The sequence below is a fragment of the Salegentibacter salegens genome (genome assembly GCF_900142975.1).
Classification (GTDB): Bacteria; Bacteroidota; Bacteroidia; order Flavobacteriales; family Flavobacteriaceae; genus Salegentibacter; species Salegentibacter salegens.
The window spans coordinates 3,463,299-3,489,141 of the sequence record NZ_LT670848.1 but is presented as its reverse complement, the minus strand read 5'-3'; the positions used below and the strand labels follow the sequence as shown (position 1 = coordinate 3,489,141).

Here is a 25,843-nt window from a genome sequence, read left to right as displayed (position 1 = left end):
GGCTATGAATCAAAAAGTACGCGAAGAAAATAACTACGATCTTATTTGCGTGGGAGGCGGCATAATGAGTGCTACACTCGCATTAATGCTGAAGTTAATAGATCCTAAGATCAAAATAATCATTTTTGAAAAGCTGGGAGAAGTAGCTAAAGAAAGTTCTGGTGCGTGGAATAATGCCGGTACCGGGCATTCGGCACTTTGCGAACTTAACTATACCCCTGAAAATTCTGATGGTAGTATAGATATTAGTAAAGCAATCGAAATTTTTAGTCAGTTTGAAACCAGTAAACAATTCTGGGCCTATCTGGTAGACCAAAAACTTATAAAAGAGCCTCAGAATTTTATTCATTCAGTTCCCCATCACAGCTGGGTTAATGGTGAAGATAATATCAATTTTCTTAAAAGTCGATTTAAAGCGCTTACCCAAACGCCAATGTTTGAAGAAATGAAATTTTCTGAAAACCCAAATAAATTAAAAGAATGGATCCCGTTAATCGCTAAAGGCCGCGAGAATGAGAAAATGGCTGCCACACGAATGGAAATTGGGACCGAGGTTAATTTTGAAGAACTCTCACAACAATATTTTAAAGTCCTGGAAGAACAATTTAATGTTCCCGTTTTAAGAAACACCGATGTTTTAGATGTAGATCCAGATGAAACTCTGGAATGGACAGTAGAAGCTCAAAATTTAGATTCTGGCAAAGTCACTTATTATGATGCTGAACACGTTTTTATTGGTGCCGGGGGCGGTGCCCTACCTTTACTTCAAAAAGTAGAGATAGAAGAAAAGGACGGCTATGGCGGATTTCCTGTAGATGGCCAATGGTTGGTTTGTAAAAACCGTAAAGTTATAGAGCAACATTGGGCTAAAGTCTACAGTAAAGCCGGGCCAGATGCTCCCCCCATGTCTACCCCACACCTGGATACCAGATATATAAACGGCAAAAAAGAATTGCTATTTGGCCCCTTTGCAGGATTTACTACTAAATTTCTAAAAGAAGGTTCAAAAATGGATTTGCCAAAAAGTATAAATAAAGAAAATATCCCTTCTATGTGGGGCGTTTTCTGGCATAATTTACCACTTACGAAATACCTGATGCAGCAGGTAACTATGGATCATTCTGACCGAATGGAAGATCTTAGCGTATTTATTAAAGATGCAAAGCCAGAAGACTGGGAATTAAAAGTAGCCGGAAAACGGGTTCAAATCATTAAAAAAGATGAAGAACAAGGCGGGATTTTAGAATTTGGAACCGATGTAGTTCACAGTAAAGATGGTAGTATCACCGCTTTATTAGGTGCATCGCCAGGAGCTTCAGTTGCGGTTTCTATTATGTTGAATGTAATTAATATTGCTTTTCCTGAAAAAATAGAATCTAAAAAATGGCAACAAAAACTTTCAAAAATGATTCCTTTCTGGAATAAAAAAATCGAAGAAAATATAACTGAATTCAAGGAAATTCAGGCGAATTCTTCTAAAAAACTGGAGTTGGAGGTTTTGCATTAATAGACACAAGTTCAATACAACCCATAATCTTTCACTATAAAAGAGGCTGTATGAAAAACCTTGTTGCGTCAAGCTGAACTTTTTCAGCTTCTAACATGTTTTGATTAGCTACAACCTAGATCCTGAAATAAATTCAGGATGACATTTAAAGGATTCCATGAAAAAACCCACTCCGAAAAGGAATGGGTCTTTACAAAGAGCCGATGGAGGGACTCGAACCCACGACCTGCTGATTACAAATCAGCTGCTCTAGCCAGCTGAGCTACATCGGCAACTAATTTCTATAAAGCGTTTATCTTCACGATTAGGGCTTCAGCTTTTGCTTCCAACTCTTTTTCTATCGCTTTAAAATGTTGCTTTTTATTTTCTACATCTTTTTGATTGATCTTAGTGATCAATTCATCAAATTCTGCAATGGCTTCGTCTACAATCGCTTCAGTTTTAGATGCGTCGTCAGGGTTAGCCATTTGATGTATGTATGCTGCATCAATAATGTCTCCCATTACGTAATTCACATCTCTTTTTAATAATCTCTTACTTGCCATATCACTTAAATTTCGGCTGCGAATTTAGACTATTTTTTAATACAAATTACAGCAGAACTAAAATTATTTTTCCTGAATTTTCTTAAGGGAATTAAGCGCTTCGGGAATATGCTGTGAAGCTCCCATACTATTAAATCTATGTATCAATTTTTTATCTTTATCAAATACAAAAGTTTCCCTTCCCGGAAGTAAACCCAGTAAACCCGGTTTCACGCCAAAAGCCTGACGGGCACGCTTTTCTTTATCTGAAAGTAGCACAAAGGGAAGTTGGTGTTTAGAGGCAAATTTTTTATGAGAACTTTCATTATCGGTACTTATCCCAATTACTTCGGCACCTAAATCCTGGAATTCTTCATAATGATCTCTAAAACTACAAGCTTCTTTGGTACAGCCGGGAGTAAAATCTTTTGGGTAGAAAAAGATTACCAAAGCTTTATCTTCTACTCTAGAAAAATGGTAGTTCTCCCCATCTTGATCTTTTAAAGTTAATCTCGGTAATTTATCGCCAATTTTAAGTGCCATCTATTCTCCTTTATAGGTTACGTAATTTCTAGGAGTTTCATATAAAGTGATCTCCAAATCGAGTTCAGCTTTTAATTTTTCCCTGATTTTATTCCAAATTACTACCGCGATATTTTCAGCTGTAGGATTAAGTTCGTTAAAAGGCGGCACCTCTTCATTCAAGTTCTTATGGTCAAAAGGCACTTCAACTTCTTCGTATATTAGATCTTTGAGTCGTTTTAAATCCATTACAAATCCGGTTTCCGGGTCTATCTCACCGGTAACCTTTACAATAAGATCATAATTATGCCCGTGATAGTGCGGATTGCTGCATTTTCCAAAAACCCGCAGGTTCTTCTCATCACTCCAATCTTTGCGATACAAGCGATGCGCCGCATTGAAATGAGCTTTTCTATGTACACTTAATCTCATTTTTGAATACTTAAATAATATTTATCAAAAATAATCTTGAACCACTCGGTATATACGCCAGGGTTCACTTCCATATCAGATTTTATTGCTTCCAGGCTCATCCATTTCCAATTAGCCACTTCATCGGGATTGGGATTGGGATCATCTTCATAATTTCCAATCATAATATAGTCAAATTCGTGTTCAGTAAGTCCGTTATCAAAAGGAGCTTTGTAAATAAAATTCATAACTTCCTTTAAATCGGTACTAAAGCCCATTTCCTCCTGAAGCCTTCTTTTCCCGGCAGCAACATTGCTTTCTCCTTCGCGCTGATGACTACAACAAGTGTTGGTCCACAATCCCGGAGAATGGTATTTAGAATGTGCTCGCTGCTGGATCATTAACTCGCCTTTCTCATTAAAAACAAAGACTGAAAATGCCCGATGCAGTAAAGCTTTCTCGTGAGCCTCTATCTTCTCCATCACGCCAATTTGCTCGTCGTTTTCGTTTACTAATATTACCTTATCTGTTCCCATTTTTTTCTTTGAGTGCCAAATGTACGAAATGAAGAGGGGGTTTTACAAGTCTACATTTCCTAAAATTATGTTGCATTTCTACCAGGAGAGCAAGAAAACCTTTAAAATTCATTTTTCGAATAAATGTCACAATCTATAGCCAGAATAAATTCTGATCGCCTGTTTTCTTCGTGCCCGGCTTCAGTGCATTTATAGTTATTACCGCAATTATTTAGCAGCTCCGTTTCGCCATAACCTCTCCCGGTAATTCGGGCTTCAGATATTCCTTTTGCTATTAAATACTTAATTGTTGCTTCAACCCTTCTTTCTGAAAGTTGCATATTATAAGCATCATTTGCCCGGCTATCGGTGTGCGACCTTATATCAAGCAATAATGCCGGATGAATTTTCATAAAAGTGACAATACTATCCAATGCCGGTTTATCTCCTGGCCTAATTTCAGATTTATCCAAATCAAAATGAATAGGCTTTAAGCGCAGTATTCCCGTAAGGTCATCACCAACTTTAGCATCGAGCACAGGTTGACCATTCAAATTTCCAAATTCCAGTGCATTCTTTCTTCGTTTAATTTCTGTAGCATAAAAACTCCAGTTAAAAAAAGCTCGCAATGCTGCTATATTTGAAGGTTCTTTGCCGTAAATGCTATGCCCCGCCTGGTACATCACCAATCCATTTTCAGGATTTCCATAAGCGTGGCCGTAAGCGGTCACCACCGCGGTATCCTCAGCAATTTCAGGAATATCTGGCGCATCTTCATCTATCACAATTTTCCTTGTTTCTTTTCGCCACCTATTTATTTTCTTCGGAAGAAAAATTCTTTCAGAACCGTTTAAATGTGCTTTATCTGGCCTACCCATATACTGTGCTACAGGATCGGCAGGTAATAAGTTTTGATAAGGTGGCGTACCGTGCCGATGGTTTTTATAGTGAATTAAACCCGCACTCTGTGCCCCGGGAAAACCTGAACTCAAAAAATTTAACTGAATAAATTCGGTGCTATCTTTATCTTGAAATTTAATATTTCCCGACAGGTTTTCCAGTTTACTTACCGCGTGACAACCGGCCCAAATCGCCCCTTTATATTTACTATTCCAGGTATAAAGATTTTTGTGAGTTGTAAAACCGGGATCGGCATGGGGCATTACAAAAATATCATCGCAAACTCCAAGATTTTCGGGTGACTTCCAGTTTTTACTGCTATTGCCTCCATAAGCTTCTTCAGGAATTGCAGCCGCTTTAAAAAATGGCAAGGCTATGTAACCGTTTTCCCGATCTAAAGTCCAGCGTGGCGCTACCGATAAACTCGAGAAAACCGGAACGCGAATGGATGCTTCTAAATAAAGCCCTACAACTCCTTTTTCCTCCCAGGACGTAATTATTTTTTTAATATCCCCGGTGATATAAGAAACCGGGATAATAAAAGCACTCCCTTTAAAAGCAGTTTCCTTATAGGTGAAATCTGTCCCGTCTTTTTCTTTCTCTGGGCTTATTACCCACTTTACTTCAATCTTCTCATCTTTCAATAAATTATAAATCAAACCATAAGCTTGTAAGGAATTTTCTGCGGTTTGAGGATTCGAGCCCATATTAATTACATAAGCACCGGGAGCAATCACCTGCTCATTTATTTGCCCAACGCAGTTATAGCCGGCACATAGCAAACTCAAAAAAACTATCGATCTTATTAAATACTGCCCCATAATTGTAAAATTAATGAATGTTTTTAAAGCCGAAGATTTTTAACAGGTTTTTGCTAAAATCCTGAAGGAAGTCTAACAAAGGAGCAAATAAATTATCCTTAATTTTCCTCAAAATAATAGTACTTTTGCAGCTCTAAATTATCCGGCATAAAAGCTTGTAATTATCATTTACCATAGAGGGCTTTGTCTCGTAGTAACCGAAGCAAACTACCCAATTAATATTTTTATAGATGAAAAGTTTTCAGAAAGAACTAAAACGAAGAAGAACTTTTGGGATTATCTCTCACCCCGATGCGGGTAAAACAACGCTTACTGAGAAATTGCTGCTTTTTGGGGGCGCAATTCAGGAGGCCGGGGCGGTAAAATCTAACAAGATCAAAAAAGGCGCGACCAGTGACTTTATGGAGATTGAACGCCAAAGGGGAATTTCGGTAGCGACTTCGGTTTTAGCTTTTGAATATAAAGATATTAAAATCAATATCCTGGATACTCCGGGTCACAAGGACTTTGCTGAAGATACTTTTAGAACCTTAACTGCTGTAGATAGCGTTATTGTGGTAATAGATGTTGCAAAAGGTGTAGAGGAACAAACCGAAAAACTGGTAGAAGTTTGTAGGATGCGAAACATCCCAATGATCGTTTTTATTAATAAAATGGACCGGGAAGGGAAAGATGCCTTTGAATTACTTGATGAAATTGAACAAAAATTAAACCTTACCGTAACGCCTTTAAGTTTCCCTATTGGAATGGGCTACGACTTTAAAGGGATTTATAATATTTGGGAAAAGAATGTAAACCTCTTTACCGGCGATCCTAAAAAAGACATTGAGGATACTATTGAAATTTCTGATCTAACTTCTAATAAATTAGATGAATTAATTGGCAATACTGCAGCAAATAATTTAAGGGAAGAACTGGAACTCGCACAAGGCGTTTATCCAGAATTTGATAAAGATGCTTACCTGGAAGGCCGCTTACAACCCGTGTTCTTTGGTTCGGCCTTAAATAATTTTGGAGTTCGGGAATTATTAGATTGCTTTATAAACATTGCACCTACGCCAAGACCTAAAGAAAGTGAAGAACGCCTGGTAAAACCCGATGAAGATAAATTTACCGGTTTTGTTTTTAAGATCCACGCCAATATGGATCCCAAACACCGCGATCGCCTGGCATTTATAAAAATCGTTTCAGGAAAGTTTGAACGTAATAAAGCCTATTTACACGTTAGACACAATAAAAACCTGAAATTTTCCAGTCCTAATGCATTTTTTGCTGAAAAGAAAGAAATTGTAGATGTTTCTTATGCCGGTGATATTGTAGGCTTACACGATACGGGAAATTTTAAAATTGGAGATACCCTTACCGAAGGTGAAAATTTAAATTACCGCGGAATTCCAAGTTTTTCCCCAGAACATTTTAGATATATCAACAACGCCGACCCAATGAAATCGAAACAACTCGCTAAAGGAGTTGACCAGTTGATGGATGAAGGTGTAGCGCAGCTTTTTACATTAGAACTCAACGGACGAAAGATTATTGGAACCGTGGGAGCGCTTCAGTTTGAAGTTATTCAGTACAGGTTGGAACACGAATACGGCGCGAAATGCACCTACGAAAACCTAAACGTTTACAAAGCCACCTGGGTAGAGGCTGAAGATGAAAAAAGCGAAGAATTCAAAGATTTTAAACGATTAAAAGCTAAATTTCTGGCTAAGGATAAAAAAGGACAATTGGTATTTTTAGCAGATTCCCAATTTTCATTACAAATGACGCAGGATAAGTATCGTTCGATTAAATTCCATTTTACTTCAGAATTTTAAGTTTCTGATTCTAAACCAGTAATGCTTAGATTGAAAGAAACCTATTAGTACGCTGTGTTTAATAGGACTTAATTTCATATATTTTCAGCATAATTGAGGTTTTATGAATGAATTAGATGAATTTGTTTCCCAATTTGCTTCGGCGGTTTGGGGACTTCCTTTAGTAATTTTATTAATTGGCGGCGGATTTTACCTGCTTATTTTATCTAATTTTCTTCCATTTCGATACTTAGGTCATTCCTTAGATCTCTTACGCGGAAAATATAATAACCCCAACGATCCCGGGGAAATAAACCATTTCCAATCACTTTCTACTGCCCTCTCCTCTACCGTGGGAATGGGAAATATTGCCGGGGTTGCCGTAGCTATTGCTTTAGGCGGGCCGGGTGCTATTTTTTGGCTTTGGGTAAGTGCGGTTGTTGGTATGGCCACTAAATTTTTTACCAACACCCTTGCCGTAATGTACAGAGGTAAAGATACCCAGGGAAATATTCAGGGTGGAGTGATGTATTTTATTGAAGAAGGCCTTGGCAAAAAATGGAAGTTTATGGCCGTCTTTTTTAGTGTAGCCGGGCTTATTGGAGCCTTACCGGTTTTCAATGTAAATCAACTTACACAGGCTATAAATTTTATTCTTCTAGAACCTAATAATATTCCTACCGGTTTTGGAACAAACCTTATTATTGGGATTATTTTAGTCATTCTCACTTCAATAGTGATCCTTGGGGGATTACAACGCATAAGTAAAACCGTCTCAAAATTAGTACCGGCAATGGTGGCCCTCTATTTTGTGTCGGTAATTATTATTTTAATTGTTAATTACGATGTGGTGCCTTATTATTTTTCCACAATTTTTACCGATGCTTTTGCTGCAGAAAACTATAAAGGCGAACCAATGCTTGGCGGCGTGCTGGGTGGTTTAATTATTCTTGGAGTAAGAAGAGGCGCTTTTTCTAACGAAGCAGGCATAGGGACCGCAACAATGGCTCACGGGGCCAGTAAAACTTCAGAACCTGTTCGGGAAGGATTGGTGGCGATGTTGGGGCCTGCGATTGATACTTTAGTGGTTTGTACACTTACGGCACTATGTATACTGGTAACGGGAATTTGGCAAACTTCAGATGTAAATGGAGTAAGCTTAACCGCAGCCGCTTTTGAAGATTCTATTCCCTATGTTGGAGATTATCTTTTATTACTTTGTATTGCGGCCTTTAGTATTTCCTCTTTGTTTTCATTCTCCTACTACGGAACAAAATGTCTTTCTTACCTGGCAGGCGCAGAAAACAAACATTATTACAACTACTTTTATATTATTAGTATTCTTTTGGGAGCAACGACTTCTCTAAGTATGATGATTAATTTAATCGACGGTTTTTTTGCTTTAATGGCGATCCCAACAATGATCTCTACTTTAATTCTTGCGCCAAGAGTAATGAAAGCAGCACGCATTTATTTTAAGAAGTACAAAGATTAGCTTTTAATTAGCTGAATTACTTTTTTTCATTATCAACTACGTGAAAAACTTCCAGCTTCTTATCGGTTAATTTTTCTAATAAGTCACCTTTTCTTAAAGTTCCCCAAATTTCGAGTTCTGGATCACTATGAGTAGTAATAATTAGTTGAATTTTATTCTTCTTATTGTTGATTTCCAGTTTTTCTACATTTTGATAATGACTTCTATCGAGACCATCGGCAACCCTTAATAATGCAGAAAGTTTCTTAACCCTCTTTCGTGTTTTTTTATTTAACTGCTTGTAATGCTCGTGGCGTTTAGCAGGTGTAGATTTTCTATGATACCTGGCCACATTTGCCATAATATTTATTTCATCTTCCTTAAAACCTAATAAATCTGAATATCGAATAAGGTATAAGGCGTGTTTATGATGTTTTCTATAAGAAATATAATAACCTATATCGTGCATTAAACTCGCGTACTCCAGCAATTCCCTGTCTGATTCTTTTAATTTTAATTCTTCCTTGAATTCATCAAAAAGCTGCAATGCAAAGTTTGAAACGTGCCGGGAATGCTTCTCGGGCCAATTGCATTTTCTTAGCAACTCATAAATACTTCTGCGACGAGGATCTTTAAAATTAGCTACAAGATCCAGGTTAAGTTGTTCTTTTTGATTATTGATATAATTAAGGATCATACCTTCCCGAAGCGCAGCTTCAGAAATTTTAATACTTTCAATCTTAAATTTATCTACGAGAAATTTCACTAAAACCATTCCCGGGTTAATAATATCCACTCGCTTTTCTTCCAGCCCTTTTTCTTTGAGCCGCTCTTTTTTATCTAGTTTAATAAAATCCTTGTATAAATCTTTAAAGTCGGCTGCGCTAAATTCTAATTCGTTAAGGCTTCTTTTGGCAGTTATAGAATTTCTATTTGCTACCATTTCGCCTATATTTTCCATAGTTCCCGAAGAACCAATAATGGTTTTAACCTTATGCTTTTTGGCCAGTTTCAAAACTTCTTCCAGTTCTTTGGCAAAATGTTTTTGTAGCCTTTTAATGTCTTTTTCTTCAATAGGGTCTGAATCTACAAATGCCGCGGCCATTCTCGCCACACCTAGTTTTAAACTATTGTAGTAGATAAATTCTTTTTCGTTACCAATAATGAATTCAACGCTACCACCGCCAATATCGGCCATAAGCACCATTTCTTCTCCTAAAACGATACTATGCCTAATGGCTAAACCAATCATTTCGGCTTCCATTTTTCCTGAAATGGCACGCACTCTTATCCCCACATGCTCTCCCACTTCTTTAATAAAATCACCTCCATTTTTAGCTTCCCGAATAGCACTGGTTGCAAAGGCAAGAATGTTTTCTACCTTATGGCTATCACATAAAAATTTTATTCTTTTTAGAGCTTCCAGACCGCGGTCCAAAGCATCCCGGCTTAAGGTATCTTCCAATCCTTTTTCAGCGAGGATAACCATTTCTTTTAATTTATTTACCGTACGAAAACTGCCGTCGGGATAAATATCCACTAAAACAGCGTGGAATGAATTGGTACCAAGGTCTATTGCGGCGATGCGTTTTTTGGGTTTAGAATTGGAAGCTTTTTTTACCATTGTTTGCTTATTTTAAACTGAAGAATCTTTTCAAGTTGCTATACTTCTAAGTTAGGTAATATTTACTAAAATCTTTTTCGTTATTTTAGGTTCATAAAAAACCCACAGAATTGATTGTTCTGTGGGTTTCAAAAGATATTTTAAGCTGAATTATGCCTGACCGGTTGGTCCAAAATTTAATGGCATTGGGGCCTTTTCGTAATCTCTAATTTCGCCATGGGCTTTTTCAAAACGCTGAATATTATCGTTTAAAGCTTTCAATAACCGCTTCGCATGTTGTGGCGTTAAAATAATTCTCGATTTCACTTTACTCTTAGGCCTTCCCGGCATAATATTCACAAAATCTACCACAAATTCTGAAACTGAATGATTGATAATAGCTAAATTGGAATAAGTTCCTTCGGCTATAGCTTCATCAAGTTCTATGTTTATCTGACCCTTTTTAGGTTTCTTTTTTTCTTCACTCATAATATTAAATTGAATTTTATTTAAAAGATTCCGAAGAAATCATCGGAGCGCTCTATTTATCGCGTAATATAAAAGTACAAAAAATCCCGACTTTAGATCGGGATTCCTCATTTTATAAAAAGAAAAGAGCCGCGTTTGCGGCTCTTTTTATAGGCATTAGTTATAATTAACTTCTTGCTTATGTTCCATCATTTCGTCAAATTCTTCTTTAGAACCAACGATAATGCTATCGTACTCACGCATACCTGTACCTGCAGGAATTCTATGTCCTACAATTACATTTTCTTTCAATCCTTCAAGTTTATCGATCTTACCGCTTACGGCAGCCTCGTTCAATACTTTGGTAGTTTCCTGGAAGGAAGCCGCAGAAATAAACGATTTTGTTTGTAGCGATGCTCGAGTAATACCCTGAAGAACCGGTGTTGCGGTTGCAGCAGTTACGTCTCTTGCCGTTGCAAGGTTCTTATCTTCACGTCTTAACAACGAGTTCTCATCCCTAAGCTCTCTTGGTGAAAGGATTTGACCTGGTTTTAAGTTTTCAGAATCTCCTGCATCTTCAACCACTTTCATTCCGAAAACTTTATCGTTCTCCTCGATGAAATCTGATTTATGAACAAGCTGGTTTTCAAGGAAAATAGTATCTCCCGGATCCTGAATTCTAACCTTACGCATCATTTGTCTTACAACAACTTCAAAGTGCTTATCGTTAATCTTCACACCCTGCAGTCGGTAAACTTCCTGAACTTCGTTAACAAGATATTGTTGTACCGCGTTTGGCCCCTTGATATTAAGAATATCTTCTGGAGTAACAGATCCATCAGAAAGTGGCATCCCAGCACGAACATAATCGTTTTCCTGAACAAGAATTTGGTTAGATAACTTCACTAAGTATTTCTTAACCTCTCCTAATTTAGACTCTACGATAATCTCACGGTTACCTCTTTTGATTTTTCCGAAGGAAACAACACCATCAATCTCACTAACAACAGCTGGATTAGATGGGTTACGAGCTTCAAACAACTCGGTTACCCTTGGAAGACCACCGGTAATATCCCCTGCTTTAGAAGATTTACGCGGAATTTTAACCAAAATCTTACCAACACTAATCTTTTCTTCGTTGTCTACCATAAGGTGGGCACCTACCGGAAGGTTATAAGAACGAATTACTTCATCCTTTTTACCTAAAATATGTAAAGTTGGAATAAGCTTTTTGTTACGGGATTCAGAAATTACTTTTTCCTGGAATCCTGTTTGCTCATCTATTTCTACCTGGTAAGTTACACCCTGTTCAACGTTTTCATATTTAATCTTACCGGCAAATTCTGAAATAATAACCCCGTTATAAGGATCCCACTGGCAAACTACATCACCCGCGGAAACTTCAGCACCGTTATCGATAAAGATTTGAGAACCATAAGGAATATTATTGTTACTCAATACTACCCCGGTTTTCTTGTCTTTTACTTTAAGCTCGGCAGTTCGTGAAATCACAATTTCAGACTGGCTGCCATCTGGAGCTTCTCCTTTTACAACTTTAAGGTCTTCAATTTCGGCAATACCGTCAAATTTAACCTCAACTTTGTTATCTTCTGAAATGTTACCTGCAATACCTCCCACGTGGAATGTACGTAGTGTTAACTGTGTACCTGGCTCTCCAATAGATTGCGCGGCAACAACACCTACAGCTTCACCTCTTTGTACCAATTTATTGGTAGAAAGATTTCTTCCGTAACATTTTACACAAATTCCTTTTTTAGCTTCACAAGTTAGCGGAGATCTTACTTCTACACTTTCAATTGGAGCATTTTCAATTTTCGTAACTATTTCTGAAGTAATTTCTTCGCCTGAAGCTACTAAAAGTTCGTTATCTGAAGGATTAAGAACATCGTGAAGAGAAATACGTCCTAAAATACGTTCCCCCAGAGATTCTACAATTTCTTCATTCTTTTTAAGTGGTCTAACTTCTACTCCTCTTAAAGTTCCGCAGTCTTCTTCATTTACAATAACATCTTGCGAAACATCTACCAATCTACGGGTTAAGTAACCTGCATCGGCAGTTTTAAGTGCGGTATCGGCAAGTCCTTTACGTGCACCGTGAGTAGAGATAAAGTATTCAAGAATTGAAAGCCCTTCTTTAAAGTTAGAAAGAATTGGGTTTTCAATAATTTCACCTCCACCAGAGTTAGATTTTTTAGGCTTGGCCATAAGACCACGCATACCGGTTAGCTGACGAATCTGTTCTTTAGATCCACGAGCACCAGAATCAAGCATCATAAACACAGAGTTGAAACCTTGCTTATCTTCACGAATACGCTTCATCGCCAATTCGGTTAGACCGGCATTGGTAGACGTCCAGATATCAATTACCTGGTTGTAACGCTCGTTGTTGGTAATTAGCCCCATATTATAGTTGCCTACAATACCTTCAACCTGTTCGTTAGCTTCATCTATCATAGATTGTTTCTCTTCAGGGATAATAATATCACCTAAACTGAAGGAAAGTCCACCACGGAAAGCGTACCCATAACCCATTTCCTTAATAGCATCAAGGAATTCACCGGTTTCTGGAACACTGGTTTTAGCCAATACATCACCAATAATATCCCTAAGGTTTTTCTTGGTTAATACTGTATTCACATACCCCACTTTTTCTGGTACAGCCTGGTTAAACAGTACTCTACCAACCGTAGTTTCTATAATTTGGTAAGTTAACTCACCTACTTCATTAAAATCTTTAGCGCGAATCTTGATTTCGGCATTAAGGTCTACTCTCTTCTGGTTGTAAGCGATTACCACTTCTTCATCAGAATAGAAAGTAAGCCCTTCTCCTTTAACCTTTACCTCGTCTGTAGATTTTCTAGATTTGGTCATATAATAAAGACCAAGAATCATATCCTGAGACGGTACTGTAATAGGTGAACCGTTTGCAGGGTTAAGGATATTATGAGAAGCAAGCATTAATAGCTGAGCTTCTAAAATAGCCTCTGGCCCAAGCGGTAAGTGAACCGCCATCTGGTCACCATCAAAGTCGGCGTTAAATGCCGTACAGGCTAATGGGTGTAATTGTATCGCTTTACCTTCAATAAGTTTTGGCTGGAATGCCTGTATACCTAAACGGTGAAGCGTAGGAGCACGGTTAAGCAATACCGGGTGTCCTTTAAGAACATTCTCAAGGATATCCCAAACTACCGGCTCTTTCTTATCTATTATTTTCTTGGCAGATTTTACTGTTTTTACAATTCCTCTTTCAATTAGTTTTCTAATTACGAAAGGCTTGTAAAGTTCAGCTGCCATATTCTTTGGAATACCACATTCGTGCATTTTCAATTCTGGTCCAACAACAATTACCGAACGTGCTGAATAATCTACACGTTTACCAAGTAAGTTTTGACGAAAACGTCCCTGCTTACCTTTAAGAGAATCTGAAAGCGATTTTAACGGACGGTTTGAGTCTGTTTTTACCGCTGAAGATTTTCTTGTGTTGTCAAACAATGAATCTACAGATTCCTGAAGCATACGTTTTTCGTTACGTAAAATCACTTCAGGAGCTTTGATCTCCATTAATCTTTTTAGACGGTTGTTACGAATAATCACCCTTCTATAAAGATCATTTAAATCTGAAGTCGCGAAACGTCCACCATCAAGCGGCACAAGAGGTCGTAATTCTGGCGGAATTACGGGAACCACTTTCATAATCATCCATTCAGGAAGATTTTCACGATTGTTATTGGCATCACGGAAAGCCTCTACAACCTGAAGACGCTTAAGCGCTTCAGTTTTACGTTGTTTTGAAGTTTCGTTATTTGCCTTGTGCCTTAACTCGTAAGAAAGTTCGTTAAGGTCTATTCTTCTTAATATTTCAATAAGACATTCGGCACCCATTTTAGCGATAAACTTATTTGGGTCGCTGTCTTCTAAATACATATTTTCCTGCGGAAGGCTGTCTAAAACGTTTAGATATTCTTCTTCAGTAAGGAAATCCATTTTCTTTATTGGTTCCCCATCTTCGTTTTTAGCAATACCTGCCTGAATTACTACATAACGCTCGTAGTAAATGATCATATCTAATTTCTTAGATGGAAGACCAAGCAAGTATCCAATTTTATTGGGTAAAGAACGGAAATACCAGATATGTGCTACAGGAACTACCAAATTAATGTGCCCAACACGGTCTCTACGTACTTGTTTTTCGGTTACTTCTACCCCACAACGGTCACAAACAATTCCTTTGTAACGTATTCTTTTATATTTACCGCAGGCACATTCGTAATCCTTTACAGGACCAAAAATACGCTCACAAAACAAACCGTCACGTTCGGGTTTGTGCGTACGATAATTGATAGTTTCCGGTTTTAGAACTTCACCACGAGATTCTGCGAGGATAGATTCCGGGGAAGCCAAACCGATAGAGATTTTATCGAATCTCTTTACTGTATTCTTATCATTATTTCTAGCCATAATAACTCTGCTGCTATAATTATTGTGAAAAACCTGTTATTGGGGTGCCGAAACACCCCGTTATAAACAGTATTTTATTCTTCTAATTTAATATCCAAACCAAGACCTTTCAATTCGTGCATAAGTACGTTAAAAGATTCTGGCAGGCCGGGTTCTGGCATAGGCTCTCCTTTTACGATAGATTCGTAAGTTTTAGCCCTTCCTATCACGTCATCTGACTTCACTGTTAAGATTTCACGCAGGGTGCTTGATGCTCCATAGGCCTCAAGTGCCCAAACTTCCATCTCACCAAATCGCTGTCCACCAAATTGTGCTTTACCACCAAGTGGTTGCTGTGTAATAAGCGAGTATGGTCCAATAGATCTAGCGTGCATCTTATCTTCAATCATATGTCCTAGTTTCAACATATAGATTACCCCTACTGTTGCAGGTTGGTCAAAACGATCTCCGGTTCCACCATCATAAAGATAAGTGTGCCCGTATCTTGGAATTCCGGCTTCATCGGTAAGCTCGTTAATTTGGTCTATGGTCGCTCCGTCAAAAATTGGAGTTGCATATTTGTTACCAAGCTTTTGTCCTGCCCATCCAAGTACAGTTTCGTAAATCTGACCAATGTTCATACGTGAAGGCACCCCAAGTGGGTTCAACACGATATCAACCGGTGTACCATCATCAAGGAATGGCATATCTTCCTGACGAACGATTCTTGCAACAATACCTTTGTTACCGTGACGTCCCGCCATTTTATCACCTACTTTTAATTTACGTTTCTTAGCGATGTAAACCTTAGCAAGTTTAAGGATTCCTGAAGGAAGCTCATCTCCAACAGAGATGGTAAACTTCTCTCTTCTTAGGTTACCCTGAAGATCGTTTTCCTTAATCTTATAATTATGAATAAGATCTGCTACCAAAGTATTCAAGTGATCGTCTGTAGTCCAGGTACCGTAAGTTAAGTGCGTATAATCGTCTACTGCGTTAAGCATTTTCAACGTATACTTCTTCCCTTTTGGCATTACCTCTTCTCCAAGATCGTTTTGAACTCCCTGAGCAGTTTTTCCGCCTATAATAGTGAATAACTTATCTACAAGTTCAGCTTTTAAATTGGCAAATTTAGCATCGTACTTTTTCTCAAGTGCTGCAACATCTTCCTTATCCTGAGCTCTCTTACGCTTATCTTTAATGGCACGGGCAAAGAGTTTCTTCTCTATTACCACTCCATTTAAAGATGGAGAAGCTTTAAGCGATGCATCTTTAACATCACCGGCTTTATCTCCAAAGATGGCACGAAGTAATTTTTCTTCTGGTGTTGGATCACTTTCTCCTTTTGGAGTAATCTTACCAATAAGAATGTCTCCAGGTTTAACCTCGGCACCAATTCTAATCATACCGTGTTCATCAAGGTCTTTAGTGGCCTCTTCTGAAACGTTAGGAATATCATTAGTTAATTCTTCGTTACCTAATTTAGTGTCACGAACTTCAAGAGAATACTCATCTACGTGGATAGAAGTAAAAATATCTTCCCTAACCACTTTTTCTGAAATTACAATCGCATCCTCAAAGTTGTAACCTTTCCAGGGCATAAAGGCCACCTTCATATTACGACCAAGAGCAAGCTCCCCTGCTTCGGTAGCGTAACCCTGACATAAAACCTGTCCTTTAGTAACTCTATCTCCAACCCTAACAATTGGCTTAAGGTTGATAGAAGATCCCTGGTTGGTTTTACGGAATTTTATAAGATCATAGCTTTTTGAATCACTATCAAAGCTCACCATTCTATCTTCATCAGACCTATCATACTTAATGATGATCTTTCTTGCATCGACATATTCTACTTCACCCTCACCTTCAGCATTAATCAATACACGAGAATCTGTAGCTACCTGGCGCTCCAATCCGGTTCCAACAATTGGTGAATCGGCTTGTAACAATGGTAATGCCTGGCGCATCATGTTAGATCCCATCAAAGCACGGTTCGCATCATCGTGTTCCAGGAACGGAATTAACGAAGCCGAAATAGACGAAATCTGGTTTGGTGCAACATCGGTATAATTAACCTCCTTGGGGTCTACAACCGGGAAGTCACCTTCCATACGGGCAATTACCCTTTCAGAATCAATGGTTCCATCTTCTTTAAGCGGAATGTTAGCCTGGGCAATTTTCTTGTCCTCTTCCTCTTCAGCACTTAAATAAATAGGTTCTTCTGAAAAATCTAATTTTCCATTTTCAACTTTACGATATGGCGTTTCAATGAAGCCCATTCCGTTCACTTTAGCATAAACTGAAAGTGAAGAAATAAGTCCAATGTTTGGACCTTCAGGAGTTTCAATCGGGCAAAGTCTTCCGTAGTGTGTATAGTGAACATCACGTACCTCAAAACCTGCTCTTTCTCTTGATAAACCACCTGGCCCTAATGCTGAAAGTCTACGCTTATGGGTGATTTCTGCAAGCGGGTTGGTTTGATCCATAAACTGAGACAACTGGTTGGTACCAAAGAAAGAGTTGATCACAGAAGATAAGGTCTTCGCGTTAATCAAATCTATAGGAGTAAATACCTCGTTGTCACGAACGTTCATTCTTTCACGAATGGTACGTGCCATACGAGCAAGACCAACACCAAATTGCTGAGACAATTGCTCACCTACAGTTCTAACACGACGGTTAGATAAGTGGTCAATATCATCAATCTCAGCTTTAGAGTTAATAAGCTCGATTAAATATTTAATTATGGTAATAATGTCTTCTTTGGTAAGCACTTGCTTATCCATAGCCACATCAAGACCTAATTTTTTATTCATTCTATATCGACCAACTTCTCCAAGGCTGTAACGCTGATCTGAGAAGAATAATTTATCGATAATTCCACGTGCAGTTTCCTCATCTGGCGGTTCTGCATTACGTAGTTGACGATAAATATGTTCTACCGCTTCTTTTTCAGAGTTGGTAGGGTCTTTTTGTAATGTATTATGAATAATAGCATAATCTCCGGTAGAATTATCTTCTTTGTGAAGAAGAATAGTTTTGCTTCCGGTTTCCAGAATTTCTTCTATATGCTCTTTTTCAAGTTCTGTATCACGATCTAAAACGATCTCATTACGTTCTATTGAAACTACCTCTCCTGTATCTTCATCTACAAAATCTTCATACCAGGTATTCAATACACGGGCCGCAAGTTTACGACCTAATACTTTTTTAAGTCCTGTTTTTGAAACTTTCACCTCTTCTGCAAGGTCAAAAATTTCTAAAATATCTTTATCGCGCTCAAAACCAATGGCACGGAAAAGTGTGGTAACAGGTAATTTTTTCTTTCTATCGATATAAGCGTACATAACGCTATTGATATCGGTAGCAAATTCTATCCAGGAACCTTTAAAAGGAATTACACGGGCAGAATAAAGTTTTGTTCCGTTTGCGTGGAACGATTGTCCAAAGAAAACTCCTGGTGAACGGTGAAGCTGAGAAACTACCACACGCTCGGCCCCGTTGATACAAAAAGTACCACTTGGAGTCATATAAGGTATAGTTCCTAAGTAAACGTCCTGTACGATGGTTTCAAAATCTTCGTGTTCAGGGTCGGTACAGTATAGTTTTAATCTTGCTTTAAGAGGCACACTATACGTTAAACCACGCTCTATACACTCCTGAATGGAATATCTTGGCGGGTCCACAAAATAATCTAAAAATTCTAGTACAAATTGGTTACGGGTGTCCGTAATTGGGAAGTTTTCCAGGAAGGTATTATAGAGACCTTCATTTCCCCGCTCTTCTGATTTGGTTTCTAATTGAAAGAAATCCTGAAAAGACTTGATCTGGATATCCAGGAAGTCCGGGTAATCAGGTCTGTTCTTTACAGAAGAGAAACTCACTCTTTCAGTTTGCTTTGCTAACATCAATGGACGGATTATAATTTATAAAAAAACGGGCGCGCAAGGAGTTATCCCCTATATACGCAAAAGGGTTTAGACCTTCAGGAACGAATCCTGAGGTCTAAACCTAAATAATATTGCTGCTGGCAAGCTTATTTAAGCTCAACCTCAGCTCCTGCTTCTTCTAGCTGTGCTTTAAGTGCTTCTGCTTCGTCTTTAGCTACTCCTTCTTTAACTGGAGCTGGTGCGCCATCTACTAATGCTTTAGCATCTTTAAGACCAAGACCTGTAAGTTCTTTTACAAGTTTAACAACTGCTAGTTTAGATCCACCTGGAGCATTAAGAATTACGTCGAATTCAGTTTGCTCTTCAACTTCTTCACCACCGGCAGCAGCACCACCAGCAACAGCTACTGCAGCAGCTGCAGGCTCTATACCATATTCTTCTTTTAATATCTCAGCTAACTCGTTTACTTCTTTTACAGTTAAGTTAACTAATTGTTCTGCGAATTCTTTTAAATCTGCCATTTTCTATCGTTTTTAAAAAGTTCTTTAATTATAATTGTTAAAAAGTGCGTACTATTTTATCCTTCCTTTTCAGAAAGTGTTTTAAGGATTCCAGATATTTTACCGCCACCAGACTTAAGTGCTGAAATAACATTCTTAGCAGGTGATTGTAATAGTCCAACGATATCCCCAATAACTTCTTCTTTAGACTTGATGTTAACCAAGGTGTCAAGGTAGTCATCGCCTACATATATTCCCTCATCAACAAACGCGCCTTTAAGAAGTGGCTTTTCGTTTTTCTTTCTGAATTCTTTAATTACTTTGGCCGGTGCATTACCAACCTCAGAAAACATTATGGAAGTGTTGCCTTTTAATACTGAAGGAAGGTCTCCAAATTCTTTATCTGAAGCATCCATCGCTTTAGCAAGCAACGTATTCTTAACTACAGCCAGCTTTACGTTAGCCTTAAAACAAGCTCTACGCAAGTTTGAAGTCGTTCCGGCATCAAGGCCAGATATATCTGCTAAATAAACCACAGAATTATCTGTTAACTGGGCAGTTAAATCTTCAATTACTATTGATTTTTCTTCTCTTGTCATAATCTATACTATTATTGCTCAGTGAACCTTTTAGTATCAACCAGAACGCTCGGGCTCATTGTAGAAGACATGTGTATACTCTTAATATACACACCCTTAGATGCCTGAGGTTTCAACTTCACTAAAGTAGTTAATAATTCTCTCGCGTTTCCAGCAATTTTTTCAGCTTCAAAAGATGCTTTTCCAATTCCAGCGTGAACAATACCGGTTTTATCAACTTTAAAGTCAATTTTACCAGCTTTAACATCAGATACTGCTTTTGCAACATCCATAGTTACTGTTCCTGTTTTTGGGTTAGGCATTAATCCTCTTGGTCCAAGTACTCGTCCCAAAGGTCCTAATTTTCCCATCACGCTAGGCATAGTGATAATTACATCAACATCTGTCCATCCACCTTTTATTTTGTCAAGATATTCATCAAGACCAACATAATCGGCTCCGGCTTCTTTAGCCTCTTCTTCCTTATCTGGAGTAACTAACGCAAGTACTTTTACATCTTTACCTGTACCGTGTGGAAGGGTAACAACACCTCTTACCATTTGGTTGGCTTTTCTTGGATCTACATTCAAACGAACCGCTAAATCCACAGATGCATCGAAGTTTTCGTTAGCAACTTCTTTAATTAAAGCTGAAGCTTCTGCAACCGAGTATGCTTTATTGCTCTCGATCTTAGATTGGGCTTCTTTTTGCTTTTTAGTTAATTTTGCCATTTTTAATTTCTTTTTGGATTAAAACGGTGCATCACCTTTTACAGTTATTCCCATTGAACGAGCTGTTCCAGCAACCATTTTCATTGCAGATTCTACGGTGAAGGCATTTAAATCCTGCATCTTATCTTCTGCAATAGTTCTAACCTGATCCCAAGAAACACTTGCTATTTTCTTTCTGTTTGGTTCTCCTGAACCCTTTTTGTTCTTAGATGCTTCCAACAATTGTACTGCAGCTGGAGGGGTTTTAATCACAAAGTCAAAAGACTTGTCTTTATAAACCGTAATCGCAACCGGCAATACTTTACCTTGTTTATCCTGGGTTCTACCATTGAATTGCTTACAGAATTCCATGATATTTACCCCGGCAGCACCCAAAGCAGGTCCAACTGGTGGTGATGGGTTAGCAGCACCTCCGCGAACTTGTAGTTTTACAACTTTACTTACTTCTTTTGCCATTTTCTAAATTTTTAAGGTGATAGTTTATTAGAGTGGAAGCTTTAAAAAACCATCAAAAAATATGTAACTAAAAATCTTTATACTTTTTCTACTTGCATATAGCTTAACTCTAATGGTGTTTTTCTTCCGAAAATCTTAACCATTACTTCAAGCTTACGCTTTTCTTCATTTATCTTTTCTACTGTACCATTAAAGCCATTAAACGGACCGTCTATAACTTTTATGGTTTCTCCAATAGTAAAAGGTATTGCAACATTATCGGTTTTTACTGAAAGTTCATCTACTTTACCAAGCATTCTGTTAACTTCAGATTTTCTAAGCGGAACAGGATCTCCTCCTTTTGTTTCTCCTAAAAATCCAATAACGCCATTAATATTTTTAATAACGTGTGGCATCTCTCCATCAAGACTAGCCTGAATCATCACATACCCGGGAAAATAAACACGTTCTTTGTTTACTTTTTTCCCATTTCTAATTTGGATAACTTTTTCGGTAGGAACTAAAACCTGATCAAGATAGTCTTCCATCCCAAGATGGTTAACCTCTTTTTCAATATAGTCTTTAACCTTGTTTTCCTGACCGCTAACGGCACGAACTACATACCACTTTTTTTCCTTTCCTTCTGCCATCCTACTATCTTTAAGATTTAATCCATTTGAAATATTCTTCGATAGCCGAGCTAAATACGGTATCTACACCCCAAATAGCCAATGAAAAAATTATAGAAAAAACGGCTACAAGGATGGTTAGCCTCTGTGCTTCGGGCCAGCTTGTCCAGGTAACGTGGTTTTTTAATTCGTTATAAGATTCTGATATATAATTGCCAATTCCTGCCATGTGATTCTTAAGGTATTTGCACGGGTTGAGAGGCTCGAACTCCCGACACCTGGTTTTGGAGACCAGTGCTCTACCAACTGAGCTAAACCCGTAAATATAATATAAAGGAAGGTTTCCCGCCCTGGCGGGAAACCTTTTTATATATAAACTGTAATTAGTCTAAAATTTCAGTAACCTGTCCAGCACCTACTGTTCTACCACCTTCACGGATAGCGAAACGTAGACCAACATTCATTGCAATTGTCTGGATAAGTTCAACAGTAATTGTAAGGTTATCACCAGGCATTACCATTTCAACTCCATCAGGAAGACTAATTGTTCCTGTTACGTCAGTTGTACGTACGTAGAACTGAGGACGGTAGTTGTTATGGAATGGAGTGTGGCGTCCACCTTCTTCTTTTTTAAGGATATAAACCTCTGCCTTAAACTTAGCGTGAGGAGTTACAGATCCAGGCTTAGTAATTACCATACCTCTAGAGATCTGAGCTTTTTCAATACCTCTTAACAAGATACCTACGTTATCTCCAGCTTCACCTCTATCAAGGATCTTACGGAACATCTCAACACCAGTAATAGTAGAAGTAAGTTTTTCAGCACCCATACCAATAATCTCTACAGAATCTCCAGTGTTAGCAACACCAGTCTCGATACGACCAGTTGCAACAGTACCACGACCTGTAATAGAAAATACATCTTCAATAGGCATCAAGAAAGGCTTATCTACATCACGTTCTGGCAATTCAATCCAGCTATCTACAGCTTCCATCAAATCAAGAACGGTTTTAGACCATTTCTCATCACCTTCAAGAGCTCCAAGCGCAGAACCTGAAATTACAGGACCGTTATCACCATCATACTCATAGAAAGAAAGAAGATCTCTAACTTCCATCTCAACTAATTCTAAAAGCTCCTCATCATCAACAAGGTCAACTTTATTCAAGAATACAACGATTCTTGGGATACCAACCTGGCGTCCAAGAAGGATGTGCTCACGAGTTTGTGGCATAGGCCCATCAGTCGCAGCAACTACAAGAATTGCACCGTCCATTTGAGCAGCACCAGTAACCATGTTCTTTACATAATCGGCGTGACCAGGACAGTCAACGTGAGCGTAGTGACGGTTAGCAGTTTGATACTCTACGTGAGAAGAGTTAATTGTAATACCTCTTTCTTTTTCTTCAGGAGCATTATCAATTTGATCAAAAGCACTAGCTTCTGAATATCCAGCATCAGCCATTACTTTAGTAATCGCTGCTGTTAAAGTCGTTTTTCCGTGATCTACGTGTCCAATTGTACCTATGTTAAGGTGCGGTTTGGAACGATCGTATGTTTCCTTTGCCATAATTAATACTTATTTAATCTTAGTTATATATTAGTGTTCAATTTAATACAATCTAGAGCCAACGACGAGAATTGAACTCGTGACCTCTTCCTTACCAAGGAAACGCTCTACCCCTGAGCTACGTCGGCAAGCCGAAAGTTTCTACTTTCAAGGTTCACCGGTTCAAACAAGAATAACCATAAACCAGCAATGGCTTATGGATGTTTAACTTTACTTAAACCGGAAAAATAAATTTAGAAAACAAGAAGATAAACTTCCTGTTCTCTAATTAAGAGCGGGAGACCGGGTTCGAACCGGCGACATTCAGCTTGGAAGGCTGACGCTCTACCAACTGAGCTACTCCCGCATTATCGACTCAGGGCTTATAAATTTAAAGTTCCTGGATTTTCACATCCCTGAATCTTGAACTCTAAACAATTGTTGTGGGGAGAGCAGGATTCGAACCTGCGAAGACGTAGTCAGCAGATTTACAGTCTGCCCTCGTTGGCCGCTTGAGTATCTCCCCAAATTTATTTTTCCACTATTTCATAGAACCGTAGCTGGCGTGCCAGCTAAGCTTTATGACGGTTTGTTTTTTTAACGGCTGCAAATAAACATAATTTTACAGCACCGTCCAAAGCATTTTTTAAAATTTTTCTATAAATTTTTTACTCGTTTAATCTTCAATAGATTAAACTTAAAATACTTTACTTCAAAATTTCAAGAGCCGATGGAGGGACTCCCTTCGACTATCGCTCAAGATAAACTTCTCGTCCCATTTTTCGAAAACCAAAAAAGATTTTCATCCTAAACAATTCACATTTTCAAGAGCCGATGGAGGGACTCGAACCCACGACCTGCTGATTACAAATCAGCTGCTCTAGCCAGCTGAGCTACATCGGCCTTTACGCTACTTTTTCAGCATAAAAAAGTCCGCTATTTCTAACGGACTGCAAATGTATATAAATTATTTCTTTCACAAAACAATTCTGCAAAAAAATAATTAAACGTGAGTACTTAATTTTTCCTTGCGTTTAATTAACTGTCTTTGTAGTGATGAGGCACATTCGTCTACGCATTCTTCAAATTTCTTACATGTTTTTTTAACCATAATATCTCCACCAGGAATACTCAATAAAATTTCAGTTATCTTATTATCCTTTCCGCTGGTATTTTGAACTTTTAGAAAAACATCAGCATAGATAATTTTATCGTAATAATTTTCAAGCCTATCCAATTTACGCTGGATGAAATCAATTAATTTTTGATCGGCGTTGAAGTTAACAGACTGCACATTTACTTTCATCTTCTGTAGAATTTAATTAAACATTATTTTAATTGGTCTTTTTGTTCCTGGGGTGCGCCATTTGATGAACCTTACTGAGCTCTGAAATACTATTATGGGTATATACCTGCGTTGCAGCAAGACTGGAATGCCCAAGCAATTCTTTTACAGCATTTAGGTTGGCGCCCTGGTTCAATAAATGTGTTGCAAATGAATGCCGCAAAATATGCGGACTCCTTTTTATTTTGCCAGACACCTTACTAAAATAATTATTAATAATTCTATAAACAAGGCTTTCGTATAATTTAACCCCTTTTTGAGTAACAAATAGACAAGGTGTCTCCTGTCCTTTCAAAATATCTGCTCGTTTGCTTATATAGATTTCCATATTAGAAATCACTCCAGGCAATAGCGGTATAATTCTCTCCTTTTGTCTTTTTCCAAGTACCTTCACGTACTTCCCGCCCAAATCTACATCCTGAAGTTTAATTTCAATAAGCTCTATTCGCCTCATTCCCGTGGTATAAAAAAGCTCTACAATTAACCGGTCGCGTAAACCTTCAAAATCTGAAGTATCTATTTGTTCTAATACCATGGTTATTTCAGCTTCAGAAAATGGAACCTGAATTTTAGAAGCAGTTTTTAAAGCTTTATGTTTTGCAAGAGGAGAAAATTCTATATCGCCGGTTTTTTGCAGAAAACGATAATAAGCCTTTAAAGAAGAAATCTTTCTATTTATGCTTCTATTAGATACCCCCTGATCTACCAAAGCAACAATCCAGTTTCTTATTTGGGAGTAATGCACCTGACTGAGCTCCTTTTCTTCAAACTCAAATAAAAGAAATTCTGAAAAATATTTTAAATCGGTTTTATAAGCAGTTAGCGTATTGGGAGAATATTTTTTCTCCAACTGCAGGTAATCTAAAAACTGGGAAAAGGGCATAAAAAAACTGTTGATAGACAAAGTTAGCAAACTTTAATCTATCAACAGTTATATTTGTTTTTCCGAATAGCTTCGGAAAAATTCGATTATCCTTTTACTAGATATCTTCCTGATCTCTCAAATGCTGAATGTACTCGGCTTTTTGAACCTGAGCTCTCTTCGCAACAGAAGGTTTCGTGAAATGCTGGCGGCTTCTCAGCTGGCGCATTGTTCCGGTTTTATCGAATTTTCGCTTAAAACGCTTTAGCGCTCTATCTATATTTTCTCCGTCTTTTACTGGTATTATTAACATAGTGTCAT

22 protein-coding genes and 6 tRNA genes are annotated in these 25,843 nt (G+C 38.1%); 3 read left to right on the top strand and 25 right to left on the bottom strand.

Translation table 11 applies throughout. The features are described 5' to 3' along the window. The first annotated feature begins 4 nt into the window (after positions 1-4). On the top strand, positions 5-1,507 hold the full coding sequence (gene mqo / locus B5488_RS15495; RefSeq protein ID WP_079736645.1) for a malate dehydrogenase (quinone): 1,503 nt from the start codon (positions 5-7) through the stop codon (positions 1,505-1,507). 198 nt (positions 1,508-1,705) lie between these two features. On the opposite strand, the gene B5488_RS15490 is transcribed toward mqo, so the two are convergent. The 6 genes from B5488_RS15490 to B5488_RS15465 form a co-directional block, all read right to left on the bottom strand. Continuing rightward, positions 1,706-1,779: transfer RNA gene (locus tag B5488_RS15490), tRNA-Thr, on the bottom strand. 9 nt (positions 1,780-1,788) lie between these two features. Next, the gene (locus tag B5488_RS15485) at positions 1,789-2,052 is read right to left on the bottom strand and encodes a hypothetical protein (protein WP_079736082.1); all 264 of its coding nucleotides are present in this window, start codon (positions 2,050-2,052) and stop codon (positions 1,789-1,791) included. Between the two features lie 63 nt (positions 2,053-2,115). Continuing rightward, entirely contained in the window at positions 2,116-2,574 is a 459-nt protein-coding gene (locus tag B5488_RS15480; protein ID WP_079736081.1) for a peroxiredoxin, read from the bottom strand. Next, positions 2,575-2,985: a 6-pyruvoyl trahydropterin synthase family protein gene (locus B5488_RS15475; protein ID WP_079736080.1), complete on the bottom strand. Its 411-nt coding sequence runs from the start codon at positions 2,983-2,985 to the stop codon at positions 2,575-2,577. Then, complete coding sequence (gene idi / locus B5488_RS15470; protein WP_079736079.1) at positions 2,982-3,500, bottom strand: isopentenyl-diphosphate Delta-isomerase; 519 nt, start codon at positions 3,498-3,500, stop codon at positions 2,982-2,984. The genes B5488_RS15475 and idi overlap by 4 nt, the downstream gene beginning before the upstream one ends. A 101-nt stretch (positions 3,501-3,601) precedes the next feature. Further along, positions 3,602-5,200, bottom strand: a complete 1,599-nt coding sequence (locus tag B5488_RS15465) for an OmpA family protein (protein WP_079736078.1) — start codon at positions 5,198-5,200, stop codon at positions 3,602-3,604. Between the two features lie 230 nt (positions 5,201-5,430). Between B5488_RS15465 and B5488_RS15460 the strand changes: the two genes are divergently transcribed. Further along, positions 5,431-7,020: a peptide chain release factor 3 gene (locus B5488_RS15460; protein WP_079736077.1), complete on the top strand. Its 1,590-nt coding sequence runs from the start codon at positions 5,431-5,433 to the stop codon at positions 7,018-7,020. A 103-nt stretch (positions 7,021-7,123) separates the two neighbouring features. After that, complete coding sequence (locus B5488_RS15455) at positions 7,124-8,494, top strand: alanine/glycine:cation symporter family protein (protein WP_079736076.1); 1,371 nt, start codon at positions 7,124-7,126, stop codon at positions 8,492-8,494. 16 nt (positions 8,495-8,510) lie between these two features. On the opposite strand, the gene B5488_RS15450 is transcribed toward B5488_RS15455, so the two are convergent. The 19 genes from B5488_RS15450 to rpsU all read right to left on the bottom strand — a co-directional run bounded on the left by B5488_RS15450 (position 8,511) and on the right by rpsU (position 25,835). Next, the gene (locus B5488_RS15450) at positions 8,511-10,097 is read right to left on the bottom strand and encodes a Ppx/GppA phosphatase family protein (protein ID WP_079736075.1); all 1,587 of its coding nucleotides are present in this window, start codon (positions 10,095-10,097) and stop codon (positions 8,511-8,513) included. Positions 10,098-10,247: 150 nt separating this feature from the next. Then, positions 10,248-10,565 carry a DUF3467 domain-containing protein gene (locus B5488_RS15445; protein WP_079736074.1) on the bottom strand — a complete coding sequence of 106 codons (318 nt, stop codon included), beginning with the start codon at positions 10,563-10,565 and terminating at the stop codon, positions 10,248-10,250. Between the two features lie 156 nt (positions 10,566-10,721). Further along, positions 10,722-15,023 (bottom strand): DNA-directed RNA polymerase subunit beta', encoded by a 4,302-nt coding sequence (rpoC, locus tag B5488_RS15440; RefSeq protein ID WP_079736073.1) that lies wholly within the window; start codon positions 15,021-15,023, stop codon positions 10,722-10,724. Between the two features lie 74 nt (positions 15,024-15,097). Next, positions 15,098-18,910: a DNA-directed RNA polymerase subunit beta gene (gene rpoB, locus B5488_RS15435; RefSeq protein WP_079736072.1), complete on the bottom strand. Its 3,813-nt coding sequence runs from the start codon at positions 18,908-18,910 to the stop codon at positions 15,098-15,100. 128 nt (positions 18,911-19,038) lie between these two features. Further along, complete coding sequence (gene rplL / locus B5488_RS15430; protein ID WP_079736071.1) at positions 19,039-19,413, bottom strand: 50S ribosomal protein L7/L12; 375 nt, start codon at positions 19,411-19,413, stop codon at positions 19,039-19,041. A gap of 56 nt (positions 19,414-19,469) precedes the next feature. Beyond that, positions 19,470-19,991, bottom strand: coding sequence for a 50S ribosomal protein L10 (rplJ, locus tag B5488_RS15425; protein ID WP_079736070.1), 522 nt, complete (start codon positions 19,989-19,991; stop codon positions 19,470-19,472). An 11-nt stretch (positions 19,992-20,002) separates the two neighbouring features. Beyond that, on the bottom strand, positions 20,003-20,701 hold the full coding sequence (gene rplA, locus B5488_RS15420) for a 50S ribosomal protein L1 (protein ID WP_079736069.1): 699 nt from the start codon (positions 20,699-20,701) through the stop codon (positions 20,003-20,005). Positions 20,702-20,719: 18 nt separating this feature from the next. Continuing rightward, positions 20,720-21,157, bottom strand: a complete 438-nt coding sequence (rplK, locus tag B5488_RS15415; RefSeq protein WP_037316418.1) for a 50S ribosomal protein L11 — start codon at positions 21,155-21,157, stop codon at positions 20,720-20,722. A gap of 77 nt (positions 21,158-21,234) precedes the next feature. Then, positions 21,235-21,786, bottom strand: a complete 552-nt coding sequence (gene nusG / locus B5488_RS15410; protein WP_057482054.1) for a transcription termination/antitermination protein NusG — start codon at positions 21,784-21,786, stop codon at positions 21,235-21,237. A gap of 10 nt (positions 21,787-21,796) precedes the next feature. Further along, positions 21,797-21,994: a preprotein translocase subunit SecE gene (gene secE / locus B5488_RS15405; protein ID WP_075325997.1), complete on the bottom strand. Its 198-nt coding sequence runs from the start codon at positions 21,992-21,994 to the stop codon at positions 21,797-21,799. Between the two features lie 19 nt (positions 21,995-22,013). Continuing rightward, positions 22,014-22,086 (bottom strand) — tRNA-Trp (locus B5488_RS15400). Between the two features lie 62 nt (positions 22,087-22,148). After that, complete coding sequence (gene tuf / locus B5488_RS15395; protein ID WP_079736068.1) at positions 22,149-23,336, bottom strand: elongation factor Tu; 1,188 nt, start codon at positions 23,334-23,336, stop codon at positions 22,149-22,151. 56 nt (positions 23,337-23,392) lie between these two features. After that, positions 23,393-23,464: transfer RNA gene (locus tag B5488_RS15390), tRNA-Thr, on the bottom strand. A 145-nt stretch (positions 23,465-23,609) separates the two neighbouring features. Beyond that, positions 23,610-23,682 (bottom strand) — tRNA-Gly (locus B5488_RS15385). A gap of 77 nt (positions 23,683-23,759) precedes the next feature. Next, a tRNA-Tyr gene (locus tag B5488_RS15380) sits at positions 23,760-23,841 on the bottom strand. A gap of 303 nt (positions 23,842-24,144) precedes the next feature. Then, positions 24,145-24,218 (bottom strand) — tRNA-Thr (locus B5488_RS15375). A 100-nt stretch (positions 24,219-24,318) separates the two neighbouring features. Continuing rightward, entirely contained in the window at positions 24,319-24,621 is a 303-nt protein-coding gene (gene hpf, locus B5488_RS15370) for a ribosome hibernation-promoting factor, HPF/YfiA family (RefSeq protein WP_079736067.1), read from the bottom strand. Between the two features lie 28 nt (positions 24,622-24,649). Then, positions 24,650-25,543, bottom strand: a complete 894-nt coding sequence (locus B5488_RS15365; protein ID WP_079736066.1) for a tyrosine-type recombinase/integrase — start codon at positions 25,541-25,543, stop codon at positions 24,650-24,652. 97 nt (positions 25,544-25,640) lie between these two features. Continuing rightward, entirely contained in the window at positions 25,641-25,835 is a 195-nt protein-coding gene (gene rpsU, locus B5488_RS15360; RefSeq protein WP_037316435.1) for a 30S ribosomal protein S21, read from the bottom strand. Positions 25,836-25,843 lie beyond the last annotated feature (8 nt).

Bases quoted from the DNA above. Each gene is read 5' to 3' on its own strand.
- mqo (WP_079736645.1), top strand. From the start codon at position 5: ATGAATCAAAAAGTACGCGAAGAAAATAACTACGATCTTATTTGCGTG.
- B5488_RS15485 (WP_079736082.1), bottom strand. From the start codon at position 2,052: ATGGCAAGTAAGAGATTATTAAAAAGAGATGTGAATTACGTAATGGGA.
- B5488_RS15480 (WP_079736081.1), bottom strand. From the start codon at position 2,574: ATGGCACTTAAAATTGGCGATAAATTACCGAGATTAACTTTAAAAGAT.
- B5488_RS15475 (WP_079736080.1), bottom strand. From the start codon at position 2,985: ATGAGATTAAGTGTACATAGAAAAGCTCATTTCAATGCGGCGCATCGC.
- idi (WP_079736079.1), bottom strand. From the start codon at position 3,500: ATGGGAACAGATAAGGTAATATTAGTAAACGAAAACGACGAGCAAATT.
- B5488_RS15465 (WP_079736078.1), bottom strand. From the start codon at position 5,200: ATGGGGCAGTATTTAATAAGATCGATAGTTTTTTTGAGTTTGCTATGT.
- B5488_RS15460 (WP_079736077.1), top strand. From the start codon at position 5,431: ATGAAAAGTTTTCAGAAAGAACTAAAACGAAGAAGAACTTTTGGGATT.
- B5488_RS15455 (WP_079736076.1), top strand. From the start codon at position 7,124: ATGAATGAATTAGATGAATTTGTTTCCCAATTTGCTTCGGCGGTTTGG.
- B5488_RS15450 (WP_079736075.1), bottom strand. From the start codon at position 10,097: ATGGTAAAAAAAGCTTCCAATTCTAAACCCAAAAAACGCATCGCCGCA.
- B5488_RS15445 (WP_079736074.1), bottom strand. From the start codon at position 10,565: ATGAGTGAAGAAAAAAAGAAACCTAAAAAGGGTCAGATAAACATAGAA.
- rpoC (WP_079736073.1), bottom strand. From the start codon at position 15,023: ATGGCTAGAAATAATGATAAGAATACAGTAAAGAGATTCGATAAAATC.
- rpoB (WP_079736072.1), bottom strand. From the start codon at position 18,910: ATGTTAGCAAAGCAAACTGAAAGAGTGAGTTTCTCTTCTGTAAAGAAC.
- rplL (WP_079736071.1), bottom strand. From the start codon at position 19,413: ATGGCAGATTTAAAAGAATTCGCAGAACAATTAGTTAACTTAACTGTA.
- rplJ (WP_079736070.1), bottom strand. From the start codon at position 19,991: ATGACAAGAGAAGAAAAATCAATAGTAATTGAAGATTTAACTGCCCAG.
- rplA (WP_079736069.1), bottom strand. From the start codon at position 20,701: ATGGCAAAATTAACTAAAAAGCAAAAAGAAGCCCAATCTAAGATCGAG.
- rplK (WP_037316418.1), bottom strand. From the start codon at position 21,157: ATGGCAAAAGAAGTAAGTAAAGTTGTAAAACTACAAGTTCGCGGAGGT.
- nusG (WP_057482054.1), bottom strand. From the start codon at position 21,786: ATGGCAGAAGGAAAGGAAAAAAAGTGGTATGTAGTTCGTGCCGTTAGC.
- secE (WP_075325997.1), bottom strand. From the start codon at position 21,994: ATGGCAGGAATTGGCAATTATATATCAGAATCTTATAACGAATTAAAA.
- tuf (WP_079736068.1), bottom strand. From the start codon at position 23,336: ATGGCAAAGGAAACATACGATCGTTCCAAACCGCACCTTAACATAGGT.
- hpf (WP_079736067.1), bottom strand. From the start codon at position 24,621: ATGAAAGTAAATGTGCAGTCTGTTAACTTCAACGCCGATCAAAAATTA.
- B5488_RS15365 (WP_079736066.1), bottom strand. From the start codon at position 25,543: ATGCCCTTTTCCCAGTTTTTAGATTACCTGCAGTTGGAGAAAAAATAT.
- rpsU (WP_037316435.1), bottom strand. From the start codon at position 25,835: ATGTTAATAATACCAGTAAAAGACGGAGAAAATATAGATAGAGCGCTA.